The organism is Streptomyces sp. NPDC093544 (assembly GCF_040683495.1).
Taxonomy (GTDB): domain Bacteria; phylum Actinomycetota; class Actinomycetes; order Streptomycetales; family Streptomycetaceae; genus Streptomyces.
The window spans coordinates 222,963-246,054 of the sequence record NZ_JBFBEA010000002.1 but is presented as its reverse complement, the minus strand read 5'-3'; the positions used below and the strand labels follow the sequence as shown (position 1 = coordinate 246,054).

Annotated in this window: 17 protein-coding genes; 2 read left to right on the top strand and 15 right to left on the bottom strand. The window is 70.0% G+C overall.

Annotated features, from left to right (window positions below; genetic code table 11):
* Window positions 1–50 precede the first annotated feature (50 nt).
* The 9 genes from AB0N66_RS03405 to AB0N66_RS03365 form a co-directional block, all read right to left on the bottom strand.
* Window positions 51–224, bottom strand: a complete 174-nt coding sequence (locus tag AB0N66_RS03405; protein ID WP_365427928.1) for a hypothetical protein — start codon at window positions 222–224, stop codon at window positions 51–53.
* A 155-nt stretch (window positions 225–379) separates the two neighbouring features.
* Window positions 380–1,066 (bottom strand): DUF899 domain-containing protein, encoded by a 687-nt coding sequence (locus AB0N66_RS03400; protein WP_365427925.1) that lies wholly within the window; start codon window positions 1,064–1,066, stop codon window positions 380–382.
* Between the two features lie 136 nt (window positions 1,067–1,202).
* Complete coding sequence (locus AB0N66_RS03395; RefSeq protein ID WP_365427922.1) at window positions 1,203–2,594, bottom strand: amidohydrolase; 1,392 nt, start codon at window positions 2,592–2,594, stop codon at window positions 1,203–1,205.
* 166 nt (window positions 2,595–2,760) lie between these two features.
* The gene (locus AB0N66_RS03390; protein WP_365427919.1) at window positions 2,761–4,638 is read right to left on the bottom strand and encodes an FUSC family protein; all 1,878 of its coding nucleotides are present in this window, start codon (window positions 4,636–4,638) and stop codon (window positions 2,761–2,763) included.
* Between the two features lie 531 nt (window positions 4,639–5,169).
* Complete coding sequence (locus AB0N66_RS03385) at window positions 5,170–8,541, bottom strand: SAV_2336 N-terminal domain-related protein (RefSeq protein ID WP_365427916.1); 3,372 nt, start codon at window positions 8,539–8,541, stop codon at window positions 5,170–5,172.
* Window positions 8,534–9,544 carry an AAA family ATPase gene (locus tag AB0N66_RS03380; RefSeq protein WP_365427913.1) on the bottom strand — a complete coding sequence of 337 codons (1,011 nt, stop codon included), beginning with the start codon at window positions 9,542–9,544 and terminating at the stop codon, window positions 8,534–8,536. The genes AB0N66_RS03385 and AB0N66_RS03380 overlap by 8 nt, the downstream gene beginning before the upstream one ends.
* Window positions 9,544–11,673, bottom strand: coding sequence for a caspase family protein (locus AB0N66_RS03375; protein ID WP_365427910.1), 2,130 nt, complete (start codon window positions 11,671–11,673; stop codon window positions 9,544–9,546). Before AB0N66_RS03375 ends, AB0N66_RS03380 begins: the two co-directional genes overlap by 1 nt.
* Window positions 11,670–12,680, bottom strand: a complete 1,011-nt coding sequence (locus tag AB0N66_RS03370; RefSeq protein ID WP_365427908.1) for an alpha/beta fold hydrolase — start codon at window positions 12,678–12,680, stop codon at window positions 11,670–11,672. The genes AB0N66_RS03375 and AB0N66_RS03370 overlap by 4 nt, the downstream gene beginning before the upstream one ends.
* Window positions 12,681–13,077: 397 nt before the next feature.
* Window positions 13,078–14,217, bottom strand: coding sequence for a peptidoglycan recognition family protein (locus AB0N66_RS03365; RefSeq protein WP_365427906.1), 1,140 nt, complete (start codon window positions 14,215–14,217; stop codon window positions 13,078–13,080).
* A gap of 442 nt (window positions 14,218–14,659) precedes the next feature.
* On the opposite strand from AB0N66_RS03365, the gene AB0N66_RS03360 reads away from it, so the two are divergent.
* A complete protein-coding gene (locus AB0N66_RS03360; protein WP_365427903.1) occupies window positions 14,660–15,118 on the top strand; it encodes a RidA family protein in 459 nt (152 codons plus the stop codon).
* A 12-nt stretch (window positions 15,119–15,130) separates the two neighbouring features.
* Here AB0N66_RS03360 and AB0N66_RS03355 read toward each other — a convergent pair whose 3' ends face one another.
* The 3 genes from AB0N66_RS03355 to AB0N66_RS03345 all read right to left on the bottom strand — a co-directional run bounded on the left by AB0N66_RS03355 (window position 15,131) and on the right by AB0N66_RS03345 (window position 18,423).
* Window positions 15,131–16,111 (bottom strand): glycoside hydrolase family 6 protein, encoded by a 981-nt coding sequence (locus AB0N66_RS03355; RefSeq protein ID WP_365427900.1) that lies wholly within the window; start codon window positions 16,109–16,111, stop codon window positions 15,131–15,133.
* Between the two features lie 93 nt (window positions 16,112–16,204).
* Window positions 16,205–16,942: an aspartate/glutamate racemase family protein gene (locus AB0N66_RS03350; RefSeq protein ID WP_365427897.1), complete on the bottom strand. Its 738-nt coding sequence runs from the start codon at window positions 16,940–16,942 to the stop codon at window positions 16,205–16,207.
* Window positions 16,943–16,944: 2 nt separating this feature from the next.
* Window positions 16,945–18,423, bottom strand: a complete 1,479-nt coding sequence (locus tag AB0N66_RS03345) for an NCS1 family nucleobase:cation symporter-1 (RefSeq protein WP_365427894.1) — start codon at window positions 18,421–18,423, stop codon at window positions 16,945–16,947.
* 250 nt (window positions 18,424–18,673) lie between these two features.
* Between AB0N66_RS03345 and AB0N66_RS03340 the strand changes: the two genes are divergently transcribed.
* Window positions 18,674–19,321: a GntR family transcriptional regulator gene (locus AB0N66_RS03340; RefSeq protein WP_365427891.1), complete on the top strand. Its 648-nt coding sequence runs from the start codon at window positions 18,674–18,676 to the stop codon at window positions 19,319–19,321.
* A 25-nt stretch (window positions 19,322–19,346) separates the two neighbouring features.
* Here the strand turns inward: AB0N66_RS03340 and AB0N66_RS03335 are convergent, their stop codons facing one another.
* From AB0N66_RS03335 to AB0N66_RS03325, 3 genes are read right to left on the bottom strand one after another with little or no spacing between them, the layout of a single operon-like run.
* The gene (locus tag AB0N66_RS03335) at window positions 19,347–20,075 is read right to left on the bottom strand and encodes a uracil-DNA glycosylase (protein ID WP_365427888.1); all 729 of its coding nucleotides are present in this window, start codon (window positions 20,073–20,075) and stop codon (window positions 19,347–19,349) included.
* Window positions 20,076–20,129: 54 nt separating this feature from the next.
* Complete coding sequence (locus tag AB0N66_RS03330; RefSeq protein WP_365427885.1) at window positions 20,130–21,659, bottom strand: YfcC family protein; 1,530 nt, start codon at window positions 21,657–21,659, stop codon at window positions 20,130–20,132.
* Window positions 21,656–23,011, bottom strand: a complete 1,356-nt coding sequence (locus tag AB0N66_RS03325; protein ID WP_365427882.1) for a M20/M25/M40 family metallo-hydrolase — start codon at window positions 23,009–23,011, stop codon at window positions 21,656–21,658. The genes AB0N66_RS03330 and AB0N66_RS03325 overlap by 4 nt, the downstream gene beginning before the upstream one ends.
* Between the last annotated feature and the right edge of the window lie 81 nt (window positions 23,012–23,092).

The window sequence follows — 23,092 nt, the reverse complement described above, 5'->3', positions numbered from 1 at the left end:
CCCCCGGGAAGGAAGCCCGGGACGGCCTCCGGCATCCCGCATCCCCCGCCTCACTCGACGAGCTCAGCGGCCCACACGACCACCAGGAACGCGTCCGTCGACAGATCCATGACCACCTCGGCGGCCTGACCTTCCAGACGGCGCGCCTGCGCGAACTCCTCCGCGGGCCACGACCCGCGCGGCCCACCTGCGGGAAAGCGCTTCAGCACCGTTCGCCCGTTCACCCTGCACCTCCATGTAGCGCTGCTCTCGTAGAGTTAAACGCCCCTCATGGGGTGAACGGCTCGTAAAGTAACAGTACTGAGACGTAGTCGACACTTCGTCTCGGGTTCGGTGTGACGGAACTCTCGCTCCATCACGCCTCGGGTGAGCCGTCGTATCAGTCCGCGTACTCGTCGTGATATCGGATCCGTTCACTGCCTGCGGGCGCTCCCAGCGCAGATGAGCGCCCCCTGGGCTCCTCCCACTCCTCCTGCCTTCCCAGTGCGGTCAGGTCCAGCAGGCTGGTCGTGGAACCGATCCCGTCGAGTCCTCGCTCGTACGTCGAGTACGTGTGGAAGACACGGTCACGGTCCCGCAGGAAGCAGCTGATTCCTGGCCTCTCGTAGGGTTCTTCGCCGCCGAAGGATGCCTGGAAGTCGTAGTTGAACTCGTTGTCGTAAGACGAGTACCACGGCACCGTCCACCCCATGCGTGCCTTGAAGGGGAGGATTTTCGTGTGCGGTGCACGGGACACGGCGGCGAACTCGGTGCTCCGGGCCCGCAGATGCGCGAGGTGTCCGATCTGGTCGAGGAATCCCGAGCAGCTGCGGCAGCCGGCGGCCCACTCCGGCGCGAACATGAAGTGGTAGACGACGAGTTGGTGCCGCCCGTCGAAGAGGTCGAGCAGCGTCGCCTTCCCGTCGCCGCCCTCGAACACGTACTCCTTGCCGACCTCGACCATCGGCAGCCCGCGGCGCTCCGCGTTGAGCGCGTCCCGAGCACGCGTGGCGGCCTTCTCCTTGGCCAGCAGTTCTTCGCGCGCGGCGCGCCACTCGTCGCCCGAGACGATCTGCGGAAGCGTCATGTGCCCCTCCTACAAAACGGTGCTTTCGTGGGGTGGACCGGAGAGAGGAGCAGAACTCATCGGCGGTAAGGAGAATTTCTGAAATCGGTCGGTCCTGAACGTCCTGAACGCACCGTATTACCGGCAGCCAGCACGATCAGGCGTCGTACTCCTGGATTCGCTTCCCGTGACTCCGGTCGATCAGGGCGGGCAACCGCTCCCCCAACTCCCGTACGGTGGATGGCAGATCAAGCGTGAGTAGCTCGCGATCCCGCATCACCACACGGCCGTCGACGATCGTCGTACGTACGTCCCCGGCGCGGGCGCTGTGCACGAGCGTGGCCGCGAGGTCGTGCACGGGCTGGGTGTGCGGCCCGGTGAGGTCGACGAGGATGATGTCGGCCCGCCGCCCGGGCGCAAGGCTGCCGATCCGCTCGCCGAGTCCGACGGCCCGCGCGCTCTGAAGCGTTGCGTGGTGCAGGGCTTGACGGGATGTCAGCCACTTCGGATCGCCCTCAGCCGACTTCTGGACGAGCGAGGTGAGCGCCATGGACTCCCACACGTCCAGGGAGTTGTTCGAGGCGGCCCCGTCCGTGGCGAGCCCGACAGGAACACCGATCTCGCGCAGGGCCCGCACCGGTGTCGGGCCCCAAGCGAACTTCAGGTACCCACGGGGCGCGGTCGCGACAGCGACGGTTCCCGCTTCCGCCGCGCGCTCCAGCACCGGCAGGTCGCGCTCGACGATGCCGGTGCCGTGCGCGATGAGCACGCTGGTTCCGGTGGAGAGGATCCCGGTCCGCTCCAGAATCTCGATCGGTGTACGACCATGCCGGGCAAGGCTGTTGTCGGTCTGGTCGCGGCTCTCGGAGGCGTGGAGGTGCACGGGAAGTCCGTGGGCGCGGGCGAGTTCGGCGGTCGCGGCGAGGTCGGCGTCGTCCACGGTGTACGGGGCGTGCGGGGCGAGTGCGGTGGTGATGCGGCCGTCTGCCGATCCCCGGTGCCGCAGCGCGAACTCCACTGACTTCTCCCGGCCTTCGGGCCCCTGCGAGGAGAAGAACGCCTCCCCCAGATGCGCGCGCAGCCCGCTCTCCGCCACCACGGCGGCGACGGTGTCCATCGAGAAGTAGTGGTCGGCGAAGCAGGTGACCCCACCGCGGATCATCTCGGCGCAGGCGAGCCGCGCACCCAACTCCACATCTCTTTCGGTGAGGTTGGACTCGATCGGCCAGACGAAGTCGTTGAACCACTCCTCGGCGGGCAGATCCTCGGCGATGCCGCGCAGCGCGACCATCGGCGAGTGCGTATGACAGTTGATGAGGCCGGGCATCGCCACCTGGCCGCGGGCATCGATGCGCTGGACGGCGTCCACACCGGGACCGCCGCCGGTGACGGCCTCGATGACCCCTCCTCGTACGACGATCGAGGCGTCCTCGACGAAGGCGATCCCTTCGTGATCGTCGTGGACGAGGGCGGTGCAGCCGGTGATGAGGAGGTCGGCGGGGCCCTGGGCATGGGCATGGGCGGACGGGGTCACGGGAGACGGCGTCATGGCGTCACCGTACGACGGTGGCGTGGCGCCGGATCACATGAACCGGGGAACCGGAGAACCGGGAAACCGCGGAACTGGGGAACCGCTTGTCTCATGCCGGACGGAGACAGCAGGGCGTCCCGGCATCCCAGCACCCCAGCACCCCAGCACCCCAGCACCCCAACCGTCACACGGCGATCGGGATTTCGGACCCGCGGCCGTGCTTCACGCGAAGCCCCGCCCGTACCCGCCCCTCGGCCAGTTCGTCCAGGAGTTCGGCGATCCGCTCGGTGTGGCGGGGCGTGAGGCGCCCGGTGTCGTCGAGTTGCACGGCGCACGCCGTCGTCGTGTCGACGATCCGTTCGAGGGTGGCCGCCACCTCGTCCGTACCCTCCGCGTGCCGTGCGAGGGCGGGGAGTTCGGCGGCGGCGAGGTCGATCGCGGCCTTGGCCTCGGCGAGTGCGCGATAGGCCTCGCGTCGCAGGGCCCAGCGGCCGGCCCGGTCGTCCGTCGTGTCGTCGCTCAGCACATGCGCGAGATAGGCGTCGGCCGCCTCCATGGCACGGGCGAGCCGGGCCCGTACCGTCCCTCCGCGCTGCCCGAGCGCCGGCAGATGCCCTACGAGCAGCACGATCGCGCAGGCCAACAGCGTCTCGCTGATGCGGCTCCAGGCGGCCGGCGGCTCCCCCGCCACCATGACGAGGGCGAGTACGAGAACGGTGACGACAGCGGTCTGTGCGGCGAAGTGCCGCGTGGCGACGGGGATCAGGGCCCCGCAGAGGGCCACGACGGCGATGAGCCCGGCGGGCCTGGGCAGCAGCGCGGCGAGCCCGGCGAAAAGGAGGGCGCCCAGCACGGTTCCCGCCGCCCGGCACAGCACGCGCGAGGCGAGCGGCCCGAGATCGGGCTTGACCAGGAAGACGGCGGTCGCGGGGAGCCAGTACCAGTGGGAGTGGTTCCCCGACCACGGGGCGTGATGCAGCGCCTGTGCCACGCCCGCGCTGGCGCCGAAGCAGAGGGCGACGCGGAGCCCGTACTCACGCCCTCCCGCGCCGAAGGCGGTGCGCGCGAGGGACCGGGCGCTACGACGCCGGGTGTGCAGGTTCCTTCCCGTGCCGCCTCCGTCGAAGGCGTCGGCGGCGTGGAGCAGCGCGTCGTCGAGGGCGCGCAGCGCGGGCGCTGATCGGGAGGGTGCGGGCAGCGGTCCCGTGTGCGTGCCGGTCCGTACGGCGGCTGCGAGCCTCCGGGGTCCTTCCGCGGCCCGCCCGGGCACGGCCTCTCCCGCCCAGGCGAGCGCGGTCGCGGCCTCGGCGAGCGGCAGCGCGGCGGCGTACTGCGCGTGCAGCCGCCGCTCGGCCCCGGAACTGGCGTACCGCCGCAGCCGTGGCCCGGCGAGCGCGTCCTGCGCGTGGTCGAGCGCGGCGGTCAGCGCGACCCGGCGGGCGGTCGCGTCCGTCCCCCCGGCCGCGACCAGCAGCTCGGCGATCGCGTCGTACACCGCACCGACGGCGTCCCGCTCACCGTCGAACCGGTAGTCACCGGCATTGGCCCCGGTTGTCGGAAGCGCGAGCCGCAGGGTGAGCAGCCAGCCGGCTCCGGCGAGGTAGAACAGCGCGCGCTGCCAGCCGGGTTCGGGGAGCGGCATCCCGGCCCCGATGGCCGCGGCCACGAGCAGCTGCGTCCCGGCCCCCGAGGCGACCGGCCCGACGGCGCTCATACCGCCCGCGACGAGCCCGAGCCCGGTGAGGAGGAGGGTGAGCGTCAGGGCCCCGACATGCTCTCCGGCGTACGACCCGACGAGCAGCCCACCTGCCCCCGCGAGGGCAGGCGCCCCAAGCCTCTTGACGGCCGTCCGCCGACTCCCCCGCCGGTCGTTGAACCCGGCGAGCATGGCCCCTAGCGCGGCGACCACTCCGACGGACGGCCGCCCGGCGACCACCGCCGCGAGCAACAGTGGCCCGGCCGCCAGCGCACCCCGGATGACCGCGTTCCACGGAACCGGCCCCCGCTGGGCGCGCAGGGCATGGGCGAGCCAGGGCGGAACGGCGATGCTGGGGAGTGGCACGGGGCTCCTGTCGGGCGAGGGCGAGGGTTGCCTTCGGGCGACGTCGGCCGGGCTGGCGTGGTGTCCACGGTAGATCGGGTTGCTGGAGGGAAGGGAACTAAACCATTTCGGCGATGTGACACTTCGCGGGGATGCCGCGAACTTTATGAACGCAATCGGGGGCGGGCCGTCGACGCGCAGACCCGGGAACGGGCAAGGTGACCCGCGGAAACGAGAGCGGCCGACGACACGCGGGAACGGACAAGGCGACGCGCGGGAACGGCAACGGCCGTCGACGCGCAGACCCGGGAGCGGACGAGGCGACCCGCGGAAACGGGAGCGGGCCCGAGGGCGTAGCCGACCCCCGGACCCTGTGATGCCACCCAATTCACACGCCGGCACGCTTGAGGACCCAGGTCAGTCATCATGTCGCCGCGCCCTGCCGCGCGGTGAGTTGACCGACCTCAAGGCGTTCCGGTCGGCAGACATCCAGCTCCTCCCGGTCACCCTGAGGGAATGTCAGGCACACCAGGAGCAAGGCAGGCCCGTCCCTCACGTGGGTTCGTGCGGGTGGGGCTCAGGCGGATTCGTACCGCGGAACTCCAGCTCGACATCCTCCGATTCCCGCCGGGCGTCGAAGACCAGTTGAGCGCTCCGCTCCACACTCACCTCCACCAGATGATCGTTGACCTCTTCCAGCAGCCGCACCTCGCGCATGGCGAGGGCATAGTCGTTCTTGTCCATGAACCCTTCGAGGACGAGCTGGACGTCCACCGTCACCTGCCCGAGAACCAAACCGTCTTCGTACTCCTCCACGGTGTCCCAGACGATCGACTGGGTAACGGGGGTGACGTCCTGGATGGTCACGTCCGTGAGACCGGACGGCAGGGCCACCCCGTTCAGTGTCCAGACGACGTCCATGACGTCGTCGTCAGCGGACTCGTCCCCGACGGCTTCACCGAGCAGTTGCTCACAGGCCGACTCCACCGCGTCGGACAGGGCGTTCCGCGTGAACCACCTCAGACCCCAGGAAGGATCCATCGCCTCACGTTCAGCCACATCGACAGTTACGTCAGGGACTTGGATGTTGTCCTGTGGGACCGGCAGGCGCATGATCACAAGACAGGATTTCTCACCGCCGGTGAATGCCTCCGAGGTAACCGTGGAGACGCAGTCGACGAGATCGGACATCTCGGCCTCCACCTCTCGGTCCAGCACGAGTTCGAAGCTGACCGAAGAGTCGGCGTTCCAACTGCGAGCAGCTCCGTCACGCGCTAGGTGGACATCGAACAGGCCTGCTTCTGAAGACCAGACGACATCCACGCGTCGATCGTCGCGAGACACCTCGCGTTCGGTAGTGATCCCCCGATCGGCGAGAAAGTCCTGAGCGGCGGCGCCCAGTGCCACCTCGCTGTCGGCCTGCTCGGCTCCGTCGACGAAGCCCGCCGCGAAGTCGAGCAGCGCGCGCAGAAGACGGTTCGCCGCTCTCCGGTACACGCCTTGATAGGTATGAGGGAGAGCCGACTGAAGACGTCGCTGGACCGACTCGTACACCGCGTCGGTCAGATCGACCGGATCGGTGACGCCGACACCTTTCTCTTCATGGGTGCCAGTCGGTCGAACCTGCGGTTTCCAAGCCCGATTGCGCGCGAAGGCGGGGGCTGAAGGGGTTCTGGCGATGACGACGTCATGGACGTGCGACCAGAAGACGACGCTGCTCAGGGGCCTGCCGATGGCGGACAGGTCCAGGAACTCGGGACCGCCTGGCACGCCCTGGCTCGCGATCCTCAGGAGCTCTTGCGTCAATGGCCCCCGGCTCGAGGTGCCCCGTGCCTTTTCGACGGACAGCACCTGCACTCGAGGGGCTACTCGCCCGGCCCGTCCATTCAGGTCCCGGCGCAGGGCCCGGGTAGCCTCCGCACCCCCGTCGTGGTCGAGGATCAGCATGGCGTGACGAGCCCTCGACTCGTCGAGAACCTGCGCGACGCGGAGGAACTCCAGCCTCCCGGAGGTCCGCCACTCATCGTCTCCTTCTCCCGAGAGCCGCCACATGGCCTGGCCCCTGAGGTCGACCGACCCGTGCCCGTCGAAGTAGAGCAGCACGGTGTCGGCCGTGTCGCACGCCCGCGTGATCGCTTCGAGGACCTCGCTCGCCCCGCGGGGGTTGACGAGCGAGACGCAGCGGTCGACCGGCAGGTTCCAGCCTTCCGGCGAGGTGAGATAGGACCGCATCTCCTCGAGATCGGCGTCCACGCCGGGCAATGAGTGGCCTCTCGCGTAACGAGACACGCCGATGAGCAGCGCGGTGCTGTGTGCCGGGTCGGGCAGGCGCTGACCCGGGACCGGGTCGGGCGGTGGCACGGGGGTCTCCGAGATGCCCGGCAACGGTGCGGGCCGCACCGGTCCGCTTTCGCGCAGCAGTGCCAGCAACTCGTTGGACGCGCGGGCGAAGGGGTACAGCTCGGGCGGAACCGAGCCCTGTTCGAACGTCGCGGTCGCCTGGATGTCCTGCGCACCGCCCGGGCCCCTGGCGGCGATGTGACGGCTGAGAGCCTCGTATGTGCGCCAGGCGTCCCGACGGCTGAGGCGGGACGCGAGCCGCTCGCGTGTCGCGTCGTCGAAAAGGACGACCGCCGGCCCGTCCTCGTGCGCCTGGATGGTCACGACGGGGCTCGTCAACAGCTCGGCCAAGTCGCCGACGCCCGCCTCGGGAAGGATCTGCTGGCGGATCAGGTGCATAAGAGGCAGGCTCAGACTGCCGAACGGGCTGCACAGAGCGGCCAGCCGTACAGCCGAGGGAGAACCTGTGCGCAGGAACGCCTCCGTGGGGTCGGGACCGGTCCGTTGCGCGGCGTTCGGTGTGGGGAAGAGGCTGGGCACGATGCCTGTGCGGGGTACCAGGACCGCGTCGTACCCGTGGGGCGACCCGCGCATGAAGGTCTCCGCCCAGCGCGCCAGGGAGTGGGGGGAGAACGTGAGCGTGGGCAACGCCTGCCAGTCCGCGTCCTCGGCGCCGCGCAGCGTGCGGAGCAGCAGGGGGACGTGAAAGGTGAGATCGGCGTTCCTGAGTGCGGGCCGGCGCTGTCCGACACGGATCGCGGGGAGGCCCAGGCCGGTGCGGTGCCACAGGCGGCCCGGCAGCGGGTTGAGCAGCGCGACGGGGCCTTTCGCTCCCCAACGGCGCAGCAACTGCCATGTCTCCGGTCGCCTCCAGCCGGGCGCCACACAGTCGGAGAGCACCAGCACCAGGCGTCTACCGTCCGAAGAGACGGCCTGCCCTGGGGCGACTCGCCTGTCCTGGTGGTCGGTGACCTCGGGGGCGGAGCCTGGCCGCAGGCTCCACGTCCGGACGCGTCGGAACGCGCCCAGTCCGGCCAGGAGGGTGGCGAACTCCGCGTTGGTGTTCCTCCAGACGGCCATGGAGGGCGATGCGTCGATGACCAGCAGCAGTTCGAACCATGGCTCGGGGGCGAGGGCGAACACAGGGGTGAGTTCGCCGGTGCGGCGGTAGTCGCGGACGGTCGCGTCCAGATTCAGTTCCGAGCGCCGGCCCTGCGGGTAGCGGCGTTTGAAGGGCCGCAGCGCTCTGCGCAACTCCAGGGCCCGGGGCAGATCCCGGCCACCCGGAACCGTCACCGCCGCGCCCGACGCCGGTGGGGTGTGCGGCAGGCTCTCGTAGAGAGCGGTCGCGCCCGCGTCCTCTACAGGATGCGGCGAGACAGGTGCGTCGAGGGCTGGGGCCTGCGAGGGCTCCGGGCCGGCGTCGTCGGAAGGCGCCGGTTCGGGCAGGCTGCCCCGCTGCGCGGCAAGGGTGGCCACGGGGGCCGCTGCCAGCCACAGGGCATCGGCGATCGCTGTGGCGTCCGCGTCTTCGCTCAGGGCCCCTGCCAGCGCGCGGACCAACGATTCGATGGCCTCAGCCACCGGAGAGTTCGCGCAGGAGCAGGTCGAGAATCCGGTCGCGCCGCGCGCCGCTGGGCGCTTGTTCGTCGCTGATCAGCCGTACGGCGTTGAGGAGCTGGTCGACCGCCAGGGCGTCGCCCCTGGCGACACGTGCGGCGAAGTCCTCGATGAGCTTCGGCACCTGCCCGGTTTCGGGCACCTCGCATTGCAGGTGAGCGGCCACCGCGTCGCGGAGCGTGTCCACCGTCGGCGCCGGCATGGAGTAGCGGATGCAACGGCGCAAGAAGGGTGCGGGGAAGTCGCGTTCGCCGTTGCTGGTCATCACGATGAACGGGAACCGCGTGCACTGCACGTGGCCGTCCCGCACCAGACAGGTCCGTTTCCTCTCGTTCTTCTCGCCCCACTCGCGGATCTGCACCTGACGCAGACGGTGGCGTACGAGTTCGGGGATCTCGAACTCCCCGCGCTCCAGCACGTCGAGAAGATCGCTGGGCAGGTCGAGATCGCTCTTGTCGATCTCGTCGATGAGCAGCGCCCGGGGCCGCTCGCCGGGAAGCAACGCGGTTCCCAGGGGCCCGAGTTTGAGGAACGGTGCGATGTCGTCGGCGGGCTGATTGCCCTTGGTCCGGTCACGGCCGCGGCCACGCCCTCCGCTCCGCCCCATGAGCCGTCCCTCGTAGGCCGTCTGGTGCAGGCGCAGGGAGTGAATGTGGCCGAGCGCGTCGTACTGGTACAGCGCGTCCGGGAGCGTACTCCGCGAGGTGATGTGCCAGCGCAGCACGGGCCCGAGTTTCAGTTCCGCAGCGACCTGCTCGATGACAGTGGACTTGCCCGTACCCGCGGAGCCGGTGATCAGCAGGGGGCGGTGGAGATAGAGAGCGGCGTTGACGGCATCGGTCAGGCCTTCGGGCGGCTGGAAGGCGTGCTGGTCGGAGACCCGGGGGAAGGTGCGCCACGGGGGAGGGTCGGCAAGGGTGACATCACGGGGTTCGCCGTTTCCGACGTAGTACGTGTTCCAGGACATCACGCGCTCCACTGGTGGGTCGGAGGTTGCTGCTCGAACCAGCGGCAGAAGTCGAGCCATTCGAGGTCGTGCCAGGCGGCCCGGATTCCAGCCAGGTTCGCGAGGTGCTCGTCTCCCGGCCGCGCCGGGCGGGCGGGCCCACCCGCCTCGGCATGCCAACGACGCCGGTACGCCTCGATGAACTGGTCGGGCAACCGCTCCCAGTACTCATCCAGGCAACCGCGTCCCCGGCCGTCCGCGTCGGCGTCCGTGCGCGGCCACAGCAGGATAGGGGTATGGGCCAACAGGGTCTCCACCAGCTCCGCGACGTGCGGCGGACGATGGTCGAGGCCGATGGCCCGGTCGTAGGCCCCCATGCTCAAGCGCTCGACCAGCGCTCCCGTGTCACGGGTGTCGTTGTCGGCGAGCCAGTCGACGGGAGCACCACGGTCGCCGAAGTGGATTGCTTCCAGGCTCTTCAGCCGGTCCCGGTCCTCCTCGTTCATCCCCGCGAGGTGGTTCGGAACCGCGAGGCGTCCCGCCCAGCGCAGCACCACCGAGTGATGCGCTCCCAGCTTGGACCGTCCGGCGGACGCCATCTCGGGCTCCCAGGTCAGCAGGAGCGGAGCGGGAACCACGAGGTCGACGTGCCTGATCCGCGCACCTCCCGGAACCTTCCTCTGCGCCCAGCCGACGATCTCCGGAAGCCGCCGCTCGACCTCGGCGCGGGTGGGTTCGCAGGGGAACTCCTCGTGGTGCTCGCCGCTCGCGCCGTCGCGCAGCCACACCGACAGCGATTCCGGCCAGTCGACTCGGGCGGCGTGGAGGCTGATGACCAGTCGCCACGCCCGGTCCTGACGCAGTGCGGCCTGCCGTGCCACGGCATCACTGAGTTCGACGAGTCCGCCGACACGCCGCGCCCAGGCCTCGACCCGCGCGTCGTCGGAGTCGAGGCCGCACCGGTCGGAGATGGCGGCCACGGCCTGCGCCAGGCGTCCGACGGGATCCCCCCTGACGGACATCCGGAGTGCCGCGTGTTCGAGTATGTACTGCAACAGGGCCGTGCCCTCGACCCACTTCGGCGGTCGCAGTGGATCGAGCGGCGGATCGGCCGCCTCGTAGACGGAGTTCAGGTCGGAGGCCACACTCCGCAGAGCCGGAGTGGTGAGCGCCCGGCCGGCCCAGTCGTGGACCATGTCTCCGGTGACACCCGCGTGCAGCAATCCGTCGGCCACCTGCCGGATCCTCAGTGCTCCGGGCGAGTCGGAGGCCGCCGCCTGCTCGCGGAGGTGACGCAGCGCCGAACGGTTCCAGCCGCCGACCGTGGCCGGGTGTCCGGGCCACCCGGCCAGTGCCTCGTCGAGGTCATGGCTCCCGATGTGGCCGACCTGCCGACTGGGGGTCCAGGTCGGCCGCTGCACGTTCAGCGCCACCCACAACTCCTCGACCGCGTCCTGGTCCCCATCCCGACCGGAGGTCTCGCAATTCTGCCGCTGTATGCCCTTCGTCAGCTTCAGTTTGAGGGTGGCCGCCCTCAGGAGCTCACCGCCGTCCGGGACACCGCATCGCAGCAGAGAAGCCAGTTTGCGGCTGAAGTCGAGGTCGTACGCCTTCTGATGCGCCGCCGCCGCCATGAGCAGCGAATATCTGTTGTTCCCCAGGCCGAAGCCGCCTGCCAGTGCCTTCGCGTCGGGGGTGCCGGCGCCGGCGTGGCAGGTGTCGATGAGGGCGATCACACCTTTGACGAAGGGCTTGTCGCCGACGTCGGCGAGGAGGTTGCCGACGTGGACGGAACTGCCTGCGTCCGCAACCTCGGTGTCGTGTGCCATGTAGTAGAGCGTCGAGTTGCCCATCGGCGTCTGACCGTGGCCGAGGAAGGCGACGACCAGTTCGGCGCCCGCGTCGTTCGCCCGGCGAGCCGCGGCCTTGACCCCGTCCTCGATCTGCCGGGCGGACACCTGGCCGGACCGCAGTGCGAGGCTGTCATCCTGTTCGCTGGGCAGGCAGGCACCGATCTCCGGATCGGTGAGGACTCGGTGCAGTTCCTCTGCGCTGGTCACGAGACCGCTGAGGTGTTGGTTCGCGGCCGGGCACTGGGTGGCGATGACCAGGGCGTGCCGGACTGTTGTCGTCGGCCGGGCTGCGTTCATGAACCGGCCGAAGGGGCCGGTTCGGCAGACGGATCTGTGTCGGCGGAGGCGACGGACGCGGCGGAGAGTGTTCGCATCACCGGCTCCGCGACCTCGGCGCGCCCGAGATATGTCGTCGCCCCGTGGGCCCACCACATACGGGAATCGAATCGCAGCGGCGTCGGTCTGACCCCTCGTTCGTTCGGCCGGACGAGATCGGCGAGCTTGCGCCGCGGCACGACCACGTCGTCGCCGTCCCAGAAATCCAGCCAGCGATCGACACAGTCGGGGGTGGCGGGCGGCTGCGGCTTGAGCCGCGGCCAGACGAGTCCGCTGGTCGCGATCGGCGAACCGATGGTGACCAGAAGCGGTACGGGGCCGTTGTACGACGCCAGCGCCTCGAACGCCACGACGCTGCCCAGGGAGTGCCCGACCACGACGGTGGGCCGTGCGGGGTCCAGGCACTCCAGGACCCGGGCCCTGATCCGCTCGTCGAGCGTCGTGTCCTGGGCGTCCTTGTTCTTGCGCCGCAGGTATCGAGCCGGCTGGGACCACGTGCCGAGTACGTCCCTGGCACTCGACCAGCGGGCCACCTGGGCCACTCCAGGCACCGCGACCACCGCGGTCGCCATGGCCCAAAGGTGACGGCCGGCCCCGCCGGCACCCTGCGGCTGGCCGTCGGGGCTCAGCTGTGCGCGTACACGTCCCAGTGCCCTGTCGCCCTGGTTCGCCGGCCGCGCCGCCTCCTCTTCGAGGAACTCGGCGAGCAGGCCGAGAACAATGGCCGCTTCCTCCTCGTCGAGGTCGTCCGCGCCGCCGGCGCTCTGGGGCTCGCCGTCGACGAACAGGTCGCCGTAGTGGGCGAAGGAGCAGTCCGCCATCCAGTCCGTGGTCAGTGCGGAGATGTCGGAGGCGAGTTTCGCGGCCCGCGCGCCGCCGGCCAATGCCCGCTTCCACTCCACGAGTTCTTCGCGCGGGTCACGTGGCCCGCCGATGCCATGTACGAAGACCAGCTTCGGTTTCGGCATGTTGTTCATTTGTGTCCCCCGACCCCAACCGGCGCGTGACCGGTCGCCCTCTCGCACAGGGGACGAAGCTACCAAAGGGGCGTCTGTCTGCCTGCCGAATCGGACGATCCCGTGCCCAGAGCTTGAAGATTGGCGGCTCAGCCGGATCAAGTCCCACTCATGGCCAACCCTCGCGTCAGCGGTGGACCGGACGGCGGCCGACGCGGCGGCAGTTGTCACGGCGGGGCGACAGTGATGTGCAGAGAAGCTCACCGACCTTCGGTGTGGCCGAACCCCTGGTATTGGTCTGTCCGCACCCTCACCACCGAGGAGCAGCTACTCGGACTCGTCGAGTACGCACCCCACCTGACCGGCGAAATCCTACTCTCGCTCTTGGACGGCAAGTCCTACGAAGACGTCACCGCCCGTCAGCCACCGCCTCCCGCAGCGCCGCGAGCTCCCCGTACATCGTCCCGCCCGGGCAGTCCGTCTCCATCCAGTCGCGGTGGCCGCTGATTTCGGGGACGTCCTTCTTGGTGCCGTTGATCGGGTTGGTGTACGTGACCTGGGACTTGGGGTCGACGCCGTGGAGGCGGGTCAGGACGCGGGCCAGGCTGGTGAGGGCCGTACGGGCGGCGGCGGTCGGGCCCTGGTCCACGAGGGTGCCGAGGAGGGCGATGCCGAGGTTGCCCGAGTTGTAGCCGCCCACGTGGAAGGCGGTGACGAGCTTGCCGTCGGCGTCGTGCGCGGGGATGCCGTCGTCGCCCGAGTAACGGCCCTCGTAGATGTGGCCCTTCTCGTCGATGAGGAAGTGGTAACCGATGTCGCCCCAGTCGTTGGTGATCGCGTGGAACTGGTAGATCGCGCGCACCGTGGCGGCCGGGTCCGGGTCGCCGTTGGGGGTGTCGGTGTGGTGGACCGTGATCGTCTGGAACGGGTAGTACGCCGTCGGCGAGTTCTCCGTGCCGTCCGCCTTGAAGCGCAGTGCTTCGTCCGCGCCCCAGGCCGCACGCGACAGATAGGCGACGCCCCGCACCCGGGTCGTGTCCTTCGGTACAGCCACCTCGCGCTGTGGGCCCTGCGTGGTGTCGAGGGCCAGCGAGCGCAGACCGGTGGCGCCGTCCGGTGCCTTCAGCTCGTAACCGGAAGCCTGGTCGGCGGGGATGAGCAGCGCGCCGCCGTTGCTGCCCGAACAGCCGCTGTCACTCAGGGACTTCCAGGCGCCCTTGCCTCCGTCGGCGTCGGTCAGCCGGATGCCGCCGCCCGCGGTCCCGCTCGTGCCGGCCCAGCGCACACCCACGTAACCGATGGGGAAGGCCGCCTCGACGGGCTCCTCGCCGGTGGCCTCCTTCGCCCGGGTCGTGGGGAAGGTCTCGGAGGTCGTACCGGCCGTACCGGCTTCGCCGTCGGGGGTGCCTGAATCCGCGGTGCCGGACGTGGTGTTCGCCATCACGACGGGCGTGAGCGCGGCGCCTGCCGCGACCGCGCCCGCGGCGCCGATCAGCCCGCGCCGCGTGACGCGGGACCGGGCGCGGTGGGAGGTGGGGGGAACAGTCATGGGGGGGTCCTTACGCGTTCCGTGGTCGTTCCTGACGGCTTGCGGGGCGTACCTGCACGACGTACCTGCACGACGTACTTGCAGGACGTCCTCGCGGGACGGACGAGACCCACACGCCAGCCAAGTCTGAAGACTGAACGGAGCCTACGGGTCCGGGTCACCACCCCGGCCCGCACCCCCGGCAAAAGCACCGGATGCACCCTTCTCCCGCTCGCCTCGTCCGCGAATTCCACCTGCCCGTCGACTCGGCGCCGCAAGGCCCGGGTATTCACGCGCCGCGCGAATACCGGCACGCGGCCCGGAAACCCGGTCCGACCCGACCCGATATTCGGGTGCGGCTCCTCCCCCACGGCCCACATCATCGGCAGGTTGCCCACCGACAGCGGCGAGGGCCCGCGCCGGGCCTGACCCGAAGCCGAACATCCACTCCCAGGAGCCCCCAGTGGTCCAACGCGTCACCGTCCCCAGCCTCTTCACTCCTCCCCGCTACTCACACGCATCCATAGTCGAAGCGGCGACGAGGCTGGCGTTTCTCGCCGGGTCCGTTCCCCTCGACGCCGAGGGGAACATCGTCGGCGAGGGCGATCCCGTACGGCAGGCCGAGCAGGTGCTGGCCAATCTCGACGAGCAACTGCGCGCGGTCGGCAGCGACATGGCGCATGTCGTGACAACCGACGTGTACGTCGTCGGCAGTGAGCCGGCGGTGCTGTCCGCGGTCTGGGACGTCGTCGAGGCATCCGGCCTCAGCGTCGGCCCGCACTCGTCGACGCTGATCGGAGTGGCCTGCCTCGGCTACACCGGCCAACTGGTGGAGATCACGGCGACCGCCGTCGTGCCCGAGCCCGAGCCCAAGCCCGAAACCGAAACCGAAACCGAGCCCGAACCGGAGCCGCAGCCGTAGGCATCGCCGCACCTAGGACCTACGCCGACCATCCGCGTTCCGCGCCAGCTCCAGCGCGTACGACTCCCACCACTGCCCGGCCGCCGGCCCGCCCCGGCACGTCCCGTCCGACTCGCCCGGCCGTTTGATCCACAGATACGCGTCGATCAGCGGGGCCCCAGTCCGGACGGTCGGCGGCGTGCCCAGGGCCCTGCCCGGCGGATTGCACCAGGAATCCGTACCGGCGTAGGGCCCATTGCCGTTCCTGCTCGTGTCGACGACGAAGTGCGTGCCGCCGAGGTCCTTCGACAGCAATTTCCCGTACGCCGAACTGGCCGCGTCGGTCTGGAAGTTGGAGACGTTGAGCGCGACGCCGTCGGCGCTCGCGACTCCCGACTCCGTCAGGGCGTCGACCATGCGCCACGCCTCGGGAATCCAGGCGGAGTTGCCCGCGTCGAGGTAGACGCGGGTGCCCGGCTGCCGCGCGAAGCGGTCGACGGCGTACGCGAGCAGCGCGTACCGCTCCTTCGCCACGACCCGGGTGCAGCCCGCCACCACCTGGGCCACGGCGTCCGGTTCGACGATCACGTATGCGCCCCGGTCGCCGAGGCCCGCCGCGAACTCGTCGACCCAGATGCGGTAGGCCGCCGCGGTCGGGGCTCCTCCGCCCGAGTAGGACCCGCAGTCACGGTTCGGGATGTAGTACGCGACCAGTACGGCCGTACGTCCTTGGGCCTTCGCGGCGGTCGTACGGGACCGTACGACCGCCTCGGGGCCGGGTCCGTTGAGCCACTCGGCCTGGGCGCGGGTGGCGATGCGGTCCATGAGCAGGGCGTCCGCGGTACGTCCGGAGGCCCGCCACTCGACGGCCTGTCGAGCGGCGCGGGAGTCGGGGTCCACCCAGAAGGGGTCATCGGCGGCACCAGTGACATCAGATGCACCGGAGGCACCCGAGGCACCGGCGCAGCAGAGACCGACGAGCGCGGCGGCCAGGAGTGCTCTCAGCGATGGCACGGGCGGCTCCGTTCACGCGGGGTGGGTCAGCTGCCCGATCCTCCCCAGGGAGTGCGGTCGCTGCCCGCCTTCCACGCCCGGCTCGCCCCAGCGTCACTCCGACGGAGGCGAGCCCACACCCCCGGAGGAACCCCAGGTCCGCCGCTTCGGCAACGGCCTCGCATAGCTCCCCGCCCGGCTCGTGGTCAGCCCCAGCGACACGAGCGACTCGGCTAGCTTCACCGCGGCCGCCACCCCGTCGACGACAGGCAGCCCCAGCTTCTCCCCCACCACCCGCTGGAGCCCGGTCATCCCGGCGCAGCCGAGGACCAGTACCTCGGCCCCGGCCGCCCGGGCGCGTTCGGCGGCGGCTACGAAGGCCTCCTCGGTGCGTTGGGCGTCGCCGAGGTCGAGGACGCCGAGCCCGGTGCCGACGACGGCGGCGCAATGGGCGGCGACCCCGGCGGCGTACAGGCTGTCCTCGATCTGGCCGCGGGACCGCTCCAGGGTGGTGACGACGCCGTAGCGCCGCCCGAGCAGGCATGCGAGGTGGGCGGCGGCCTCGGTGATGTCGACGACGGGTACGTCGACCAGTTCGCGGGCGCCCTCACGGCCGTGTTCACCGAAGCCGGCCATGACGACGGCGTCGTAGGAACCCTCGTACGTCCGCAGTGTGTCGAGGACGGCCGCCGCCGAGAGATAGCTGTCGAGCCAGCCCTCCGCGGACTCGGGTCCCCAGGCGGGGGTCAGTCCGGTCACCGTGGTGCCCGGGCCTGCGGCGGCCCGGGCACCTCGTACGATCTCCTCGGTCATCGCCTGCGTCGTGTTGCAGTTGGTGACGACGATCCGCACGCTCAGCCCGCCGCGGGCGCGGGGACGGCGGCAGTCTCAGCAGCCGCACGCTCGGAGCGGCACAACACCGCGTACAGTCCGGCCGCCAGCGCCGTGCCGATGAACCACGAATACGGGGCCACGTCGCTGAAGTCCTTCACCAGTGCGAGTACCGCCGCGACGGCCGCGGAGGGCAGGAAAGCCCACAGGGCCCTGGGGTTGACGCCCTTGCGGTAGTAATAGGGCGATCCCGGCCGGGCGTTGAAGAGCTGGTCGATGTCGACGCGGCCGCGCTTGACCCAGTAGTAGTCGAGCATGATCACGCCGAACAGCGGTCCCAGGAAGGCTCCGAGGCCGCCGAGGAAGTAGTTGACGACCGTGGGATTGGAGAAGAGGTTCCACGGGGTCACCAGCAGCGCGGCGACCGTACTGATCATGCCGCCGATCCTGAAGGTGATCTTCTGCGGCCAGACGTTGGCGAGGTCGTACGCCGGTGAGACGAAGTTGGCGACGATATTGACGCCCATGGTGGCGATGGCAAAGGTCAGTGCGCCGAGGACCAGCACCCAGGTGTTGCCGACCTTGGCGACGAGCAGTGCCGGGTCGGTGATGGCCTCGCCGAACACCTCGATGGAGCCGGCCGTGACGATGACCGAGACGATCACGAAGGCCGTCGAGTTGATGGGCAGGCCCCAGAAGTTGCCTCGTCGGACGGTCTTGTAGCTGGGCGCGAACCGTGAGAAGTCGCAGAAGTTGAGCATCAGCGTGCCGTAGGTGGCGAGGATGAGCCCGATCGCGCCGAACCACTGGCGCCACTGCTCGCCGACCGGGACCGGGTGCGGGGTCGAGGTCAGGGAGATCGTCCAACCCGCCTTGGACAGAACCCAGACGGCGAGCGCGATCATCACCAGCCAGATGGCCGGCCCGCAGAAGTCCTGGAACTTGCGGACCGACTCCATGCCCTGGCTGATGATCATCGCCTGGACGAGCCACAGCGCGACGAACGACGTCCAGCCGAGCGCGTCCAGGCCGAGGAAGGAGTGGTGGGTCCACGACTCCAGGCCCGGCCAGGCCGCGAGCAGCATCACGTTGACCGCGACCGACGCCAGATAGGTCTGGATGCCGTACCACATGATGGCGATGACTGCCCTGATCAGCGCGGGGATGTTGGCTCCCCAGACGCCGAAGCTGATGCGGCTGACGACGGGGAAGGGCACGCCGGTGCGCTGCCCGATCCGGCCCATCAGGTTCATCCCGGCGTAGATGATCACGAAGCCGACGAGCAGCGAGGTGAAGATCTGCCAGACGTTCATGCCGAGGACCAACAGGCCCGCCGCGAAGGTGTAGTTGCCGAGGTTGTGGACGTCGGACATCCACATGGCGAAGAGGTCGAAGACCTTCCAGTTGCGCTTCCGCGCGGGCGCGAGGTCTTCGTTGGTGAGCCTGGGATCGGGGACGAACGCGGCGGTGCCGGTGGCTTCGGCACGGTCGGCGAGGGACACGGGGCCTCCATGGACGAGGGGACGGAGGGCGGCCTTTCGGTCTCGCTCGGAGTACCTCTGACATACCGCTGGCATATCCGTGGAGTGCCACGGGGGTGGCTTCGGAGTACCTCTGGAGTGCCCCTGGAGTGCCTTCGGAATATCTTTGGTATACCAAACTGGCGTCATGGTCCCGCCGTCGATGACGCCCACCCATATCCCTGCGGTTACGACTCCGTAAAACACCCCCGAGGTCGGCGAACATGGACCCATGACGAAGATCGAACCCCTGGGTGCGGTGCGGGAGCGCGTCCTCGCCGCGCTGCGGCAGGAGATCATCGCCGGACGGCTGCGCCCGGGCGACCGACTGGTCGAGCGTGAGCTCGCCGAGCGCTTCGGGGTCTCCCGGGTCCCGGTTCGCGAGGCGATCCGTTCCCTGGTCGGCGAGGGGTTCGTACACTCCGAGACGCCGCGCCGCACGGTGGTGCGCCGGCTGACCCCGACGGACGTGGCGGAACTCTTCGAGCTGCGCGAGGCCCTCGAGGTGTACGCCTCCGGGCTCGCCGCGATCCGTGCCACACCGGAGTCCCTGGCAGAGCTTGCCGAGCTGCTGGACCACGCGGAGACCGCGACCCTGGCCGATGACGCGGAGGCGATCACCGACATCAACACCCGCTTCCACGACCGCATCCTCGCCATGGCCGGCAACAGCCTGCTGATCTCCGTCATGGAACCGGTCGACGGCCGCCTGCGCTGGCTCACCCGGCAGAACGAGGAGTGGCCCCAACTCCTCACCGAGCACCGCGAGTTGTACGAGTCCATCGCGTCCGGCGACCCGGACCGCGCCCGCGCGCACGCACTCGCCCACGTCCAGGCCAACTACCGCTCGACGGTGCGGCACCTCTTCGGCGACGGCTAGCGAACCCCGTACGCCGGGGGGCGAGCTAGCTCGCGTACGGCTTCGTCGGCAGCCCCGCCGCACCCGCCGCCGTACCCAGCACGTCCCGCAGCATGGCGGGGGTCAGCCGCCCGGTGAAGGTGTTGCGCTGACTGACGTGGAAGCATCCGAAGAGCTCGATCGAGCCGGGCGAGAGCCGCGCTCCGAGAGTGAGCCGCGCTCCATGCGCGAACGCCGGGCGGGGACGGGGTACCACCCACCCCACCTCGGCGAAGGCGGGCAGCACGGCCTGCCACCCGAATGCCCCCAGCACCACGACCGCCCGCAGCGAAGGCCGCAGCAGCTCCAACTCCCGTACGAGCCAAGGCCGACAGGCGTCCCGCTCCTCCGGCGTCGGCTTGTTGGCCGGTGGAGCGCAGCGCACGGGCGAGGTGATCCGTACGCCGTACAGGCTCAGCCCGTCGTCCGCGCTCACGGCCGTACTCCGCGACGCCAGCCCCACGTCGTACAGCGCCTGGTACAGCACGTCTCCCGACCGGTCCCCCGTGAACATCCGCCCGGTCCGGTTGGCGCCGTGCGCGGCGGGGGCCAGTCCGACGATCAGCAGGGACGCGTCGGCGGGTCCGAACCCTGGGACGGGGCGGCCCCAGTACGTCTCGTCGGCGAAGGCCGCGCGCTTGGTGCGGGCCACTTCCTCACGCCACTCGACGAGGCGCGGACAGGCCCGGCACCCGATGATCCGCCCGTCGAGTTCGGCCAAGCCGCCGCTGTCCATGCGTCCACCGTACGACCGGCCACCGTGCGACCAGCCACCGTACGACCAGGACGGCTACGTCATCGCCGCCCCGGCCGCCACGAAGCCGCAGATCAGGAGGAGCAGGATGGCGAGGAGCGGCCAGACGAAGCGGAGGTACTTGTCGTAGCCGACCTTCGCGAGGGCGACGCCGCCGATGGTGACGGCGGTGGTGGGGACCCAGAGGTTCATCCAGCCGCTGGCGGACTGCCAGGCCGTGACGACGACCGCGCGGGAGACCCCGGCGAAGTCGGCTAGCGGGGCGAGGATCGGCATGGCAAGGGTCGCGTGGCCGGAGGTGGAGGGGATGAGGAAGGCCAGCGGCAGGTTCACCAGAAAGACGATGACCGCGAAGACGCCGGAGGACGTGCCCTTCACGACCCCCTCGATGGCATGCAGCACGGTGTCGGTGATCTTCGAGTTATTCATGATCACGGTGACTCCGCGGGCCAGCACGATCACCAGCGCCGGGGAGATGAAGTCCGCCGCGCCCTGGGTGATCGTCGAGCTCAGCTTCTGCTCGCCCATCCGCGCCACCAGCCCGATCAGCACGGCCGCGCACAGGAACAGCGCCGCCAACTGCGGGAAGGACCAGCCGAGTTCGAAGCCGTACGGTGTCGCGTCCGCCTTGCCCGTGAGCGCGCTCGCCCAAGGCACGACCGAGAAGATCATGAAGGCGAAGACCAGCGCCGTTGCGATGAGCACCGACTTGTGCAGGCCGGTCAGCTCGGGCACCTCGCCCGCGGCCTCACTGGCGTGCTCGCGGTCGCCGGGCAGGAACCCGGTGAGCGACCGGTCCGGATTCCGCTGCACGCGCCGCGCGTACCGGATGACGTACGCGACCGTCACCGCCGTCAGCACCACCCACATCACGAACCGCAACACGATGCCGTCGCCGAGCGAGACGTCCGCGGCGGACGAGGCCACGCCTGTCGCGAACGGGTTCACCGTCGAGCACAGCACACCGATCCCGGCGCCGAGGATGATCGTGCCGACGGCCACCATCCGGTCGTAGCCGAGCGCAAGCATCAACGGCACGATCAACCCGTAGAAGCCCAGCGTCTCCTCGGCGAAACCCTCCACCGTGCCGAGCACGGAGAACACCACCATCACCCCCGCGATGAGCAACGCCCCGCGCTCCCGCAGCCGGTGCGCCAGCCGGCCGATGCCCCGGTCGAGCGCGCCCGTGGCGAAGACGACGGTGATGAAGGCCCCGATGGCCAGCACGAAGAGGAACACGCCCGCGCTGCCGTACAGTTCACCGGCCAGGTCGGGCCCGACCTGCCCGCTCTTCTCGTCCTGGATGCCGTAGAGGCCGTTGACAGGAGAGAGGAAGAGGTCGTTGAGCCGGTCGACGAAGCTCTGGCCGGAGTCCACCCGGTGGTACGTCCCCTGGACGGGCGCCCCGGAGTCGTTGCGGTCGTACTGCCCGGCCGGAATCAGAAACGCCAGCGCCCAGACCGCGATCGTGACGACGGCGAGGACGGTCAGCGCGCTGGGAAAGGTGAACTTCCGTTTGTGCGGTGGCTCTTCATGCTGCGGCTCTTCGGTCGCGGTGGTGGTCAAGACGACGCCCCCTCGGCCCGGAAGCCGGCCGCGTACTCCCGTACGAACGCACACATCGCCACAACCGTGTTGCGCAGCTCCGAGAGCAGCACCCGCTCGTTGGGGGCGTGCAGGTTGCACATGCTGTCCTGCGCGCCGAAGAGCAGCACCTCGGCGTTCGGGGCGGCCTTGGCCAGCCCGTTGACCAGCGGGATCGAACCGCCTGTAGCGACATACGAAGCATCCTCGCCCCATGCCTCGCGCAGCGCGGTGAGCGCGGCGCGGTAGGCGGGACCGCCGGTCGAGGCCTCGTAACCGGGTCCTGTGACCCCCGGCGTGACGGTGAGCGGGATGCCGAAGGGCCGCAGCGAGCGCAGATGATCGACGAGCTTCGCTCGTGCCTCTTCGGCGTCCTGCAGTGGGTGGAAGCGGAGGTTGAGCTTGGCGCGCGCGTAGGGGACGACGGCTGACGCCGCGTGTTCGACGCTCGGTGCGTCAAGCCCGATCACCGTGATCGCGGGCCCACTCCACAACCGCTCACCGAGGCTCCCGCTCCCGATCAGCGGAAGCCCGTCCCGTACCCCGGCAAGGCCCCGGAACTCTTCCTCGGTGTACGTCGTCCCCGTCCACTCGTCCCGCCGGAGCCCCGCCACGGCCACGTCGCCGTGCACGTCGTGCAGCGTGGACAGGGCCTTCAGCAGGACGAGCAGCGCATCCGGTGCCGCGCCGCCGAACTCCCCGCTGTGGCGCGGCTCTTCGAGGGTGCGGACCTCGACGATCACCTCGGAGGCGCCGCGCAGCCCGGTGGTCAGCGTGGGCGTGCCCGGCCGCAGATTCCCCAGGTCGGCGATGACCATCGCATCGCAGGCGAACCGCTCGGGGTCGCTGGGCGGATAGTCGTCGAAGGGGCTGCCGTACTCCTCCTGCCCCTCGAAGACGATCTTCACCCCGACCGGCGGCCGTCCCTCGTACGCCCGCAGCATCCCCAGATGCGCGATCACGTTCGACTTGTCGTCGGCGATCCCACGCGCCCTGAGCCCGCCCTCGACGGGCGTCGGCTCGAAGGGCGGCGACAGCCACAGCTTCTCGTCGCCGGGCGGCTGCACGTCGTAGTGCGAGTAGAGGAGGACGGTCGGCGCGTCCGGGCCGGGTGGTGGGATCTCACCGAAGATCACGGGGGCGGTGTCGGGAAGGTCGATACGGTCGATCCGCTCGACGCCGGCCTCCCGCAGGAGTCGTACGAGGAGATCGTGGGCTTCCTGGACCGGCTCGGCCGGGAAACCCGGGAAGGCGACGGAGGGAATCGCGGCCAACCGCTCCAGGTCGGCACGGAGGCCGTCCATCAAGGCGTCGACCCTCGGTGCTGTCTCCACGTGGAGCCCCTCGCTGTTCCCTGGACGGCATCAGGCAACAGCCTCCGGGCTGCCTCGATCAGCCGCATCCGGGGTGAGCCG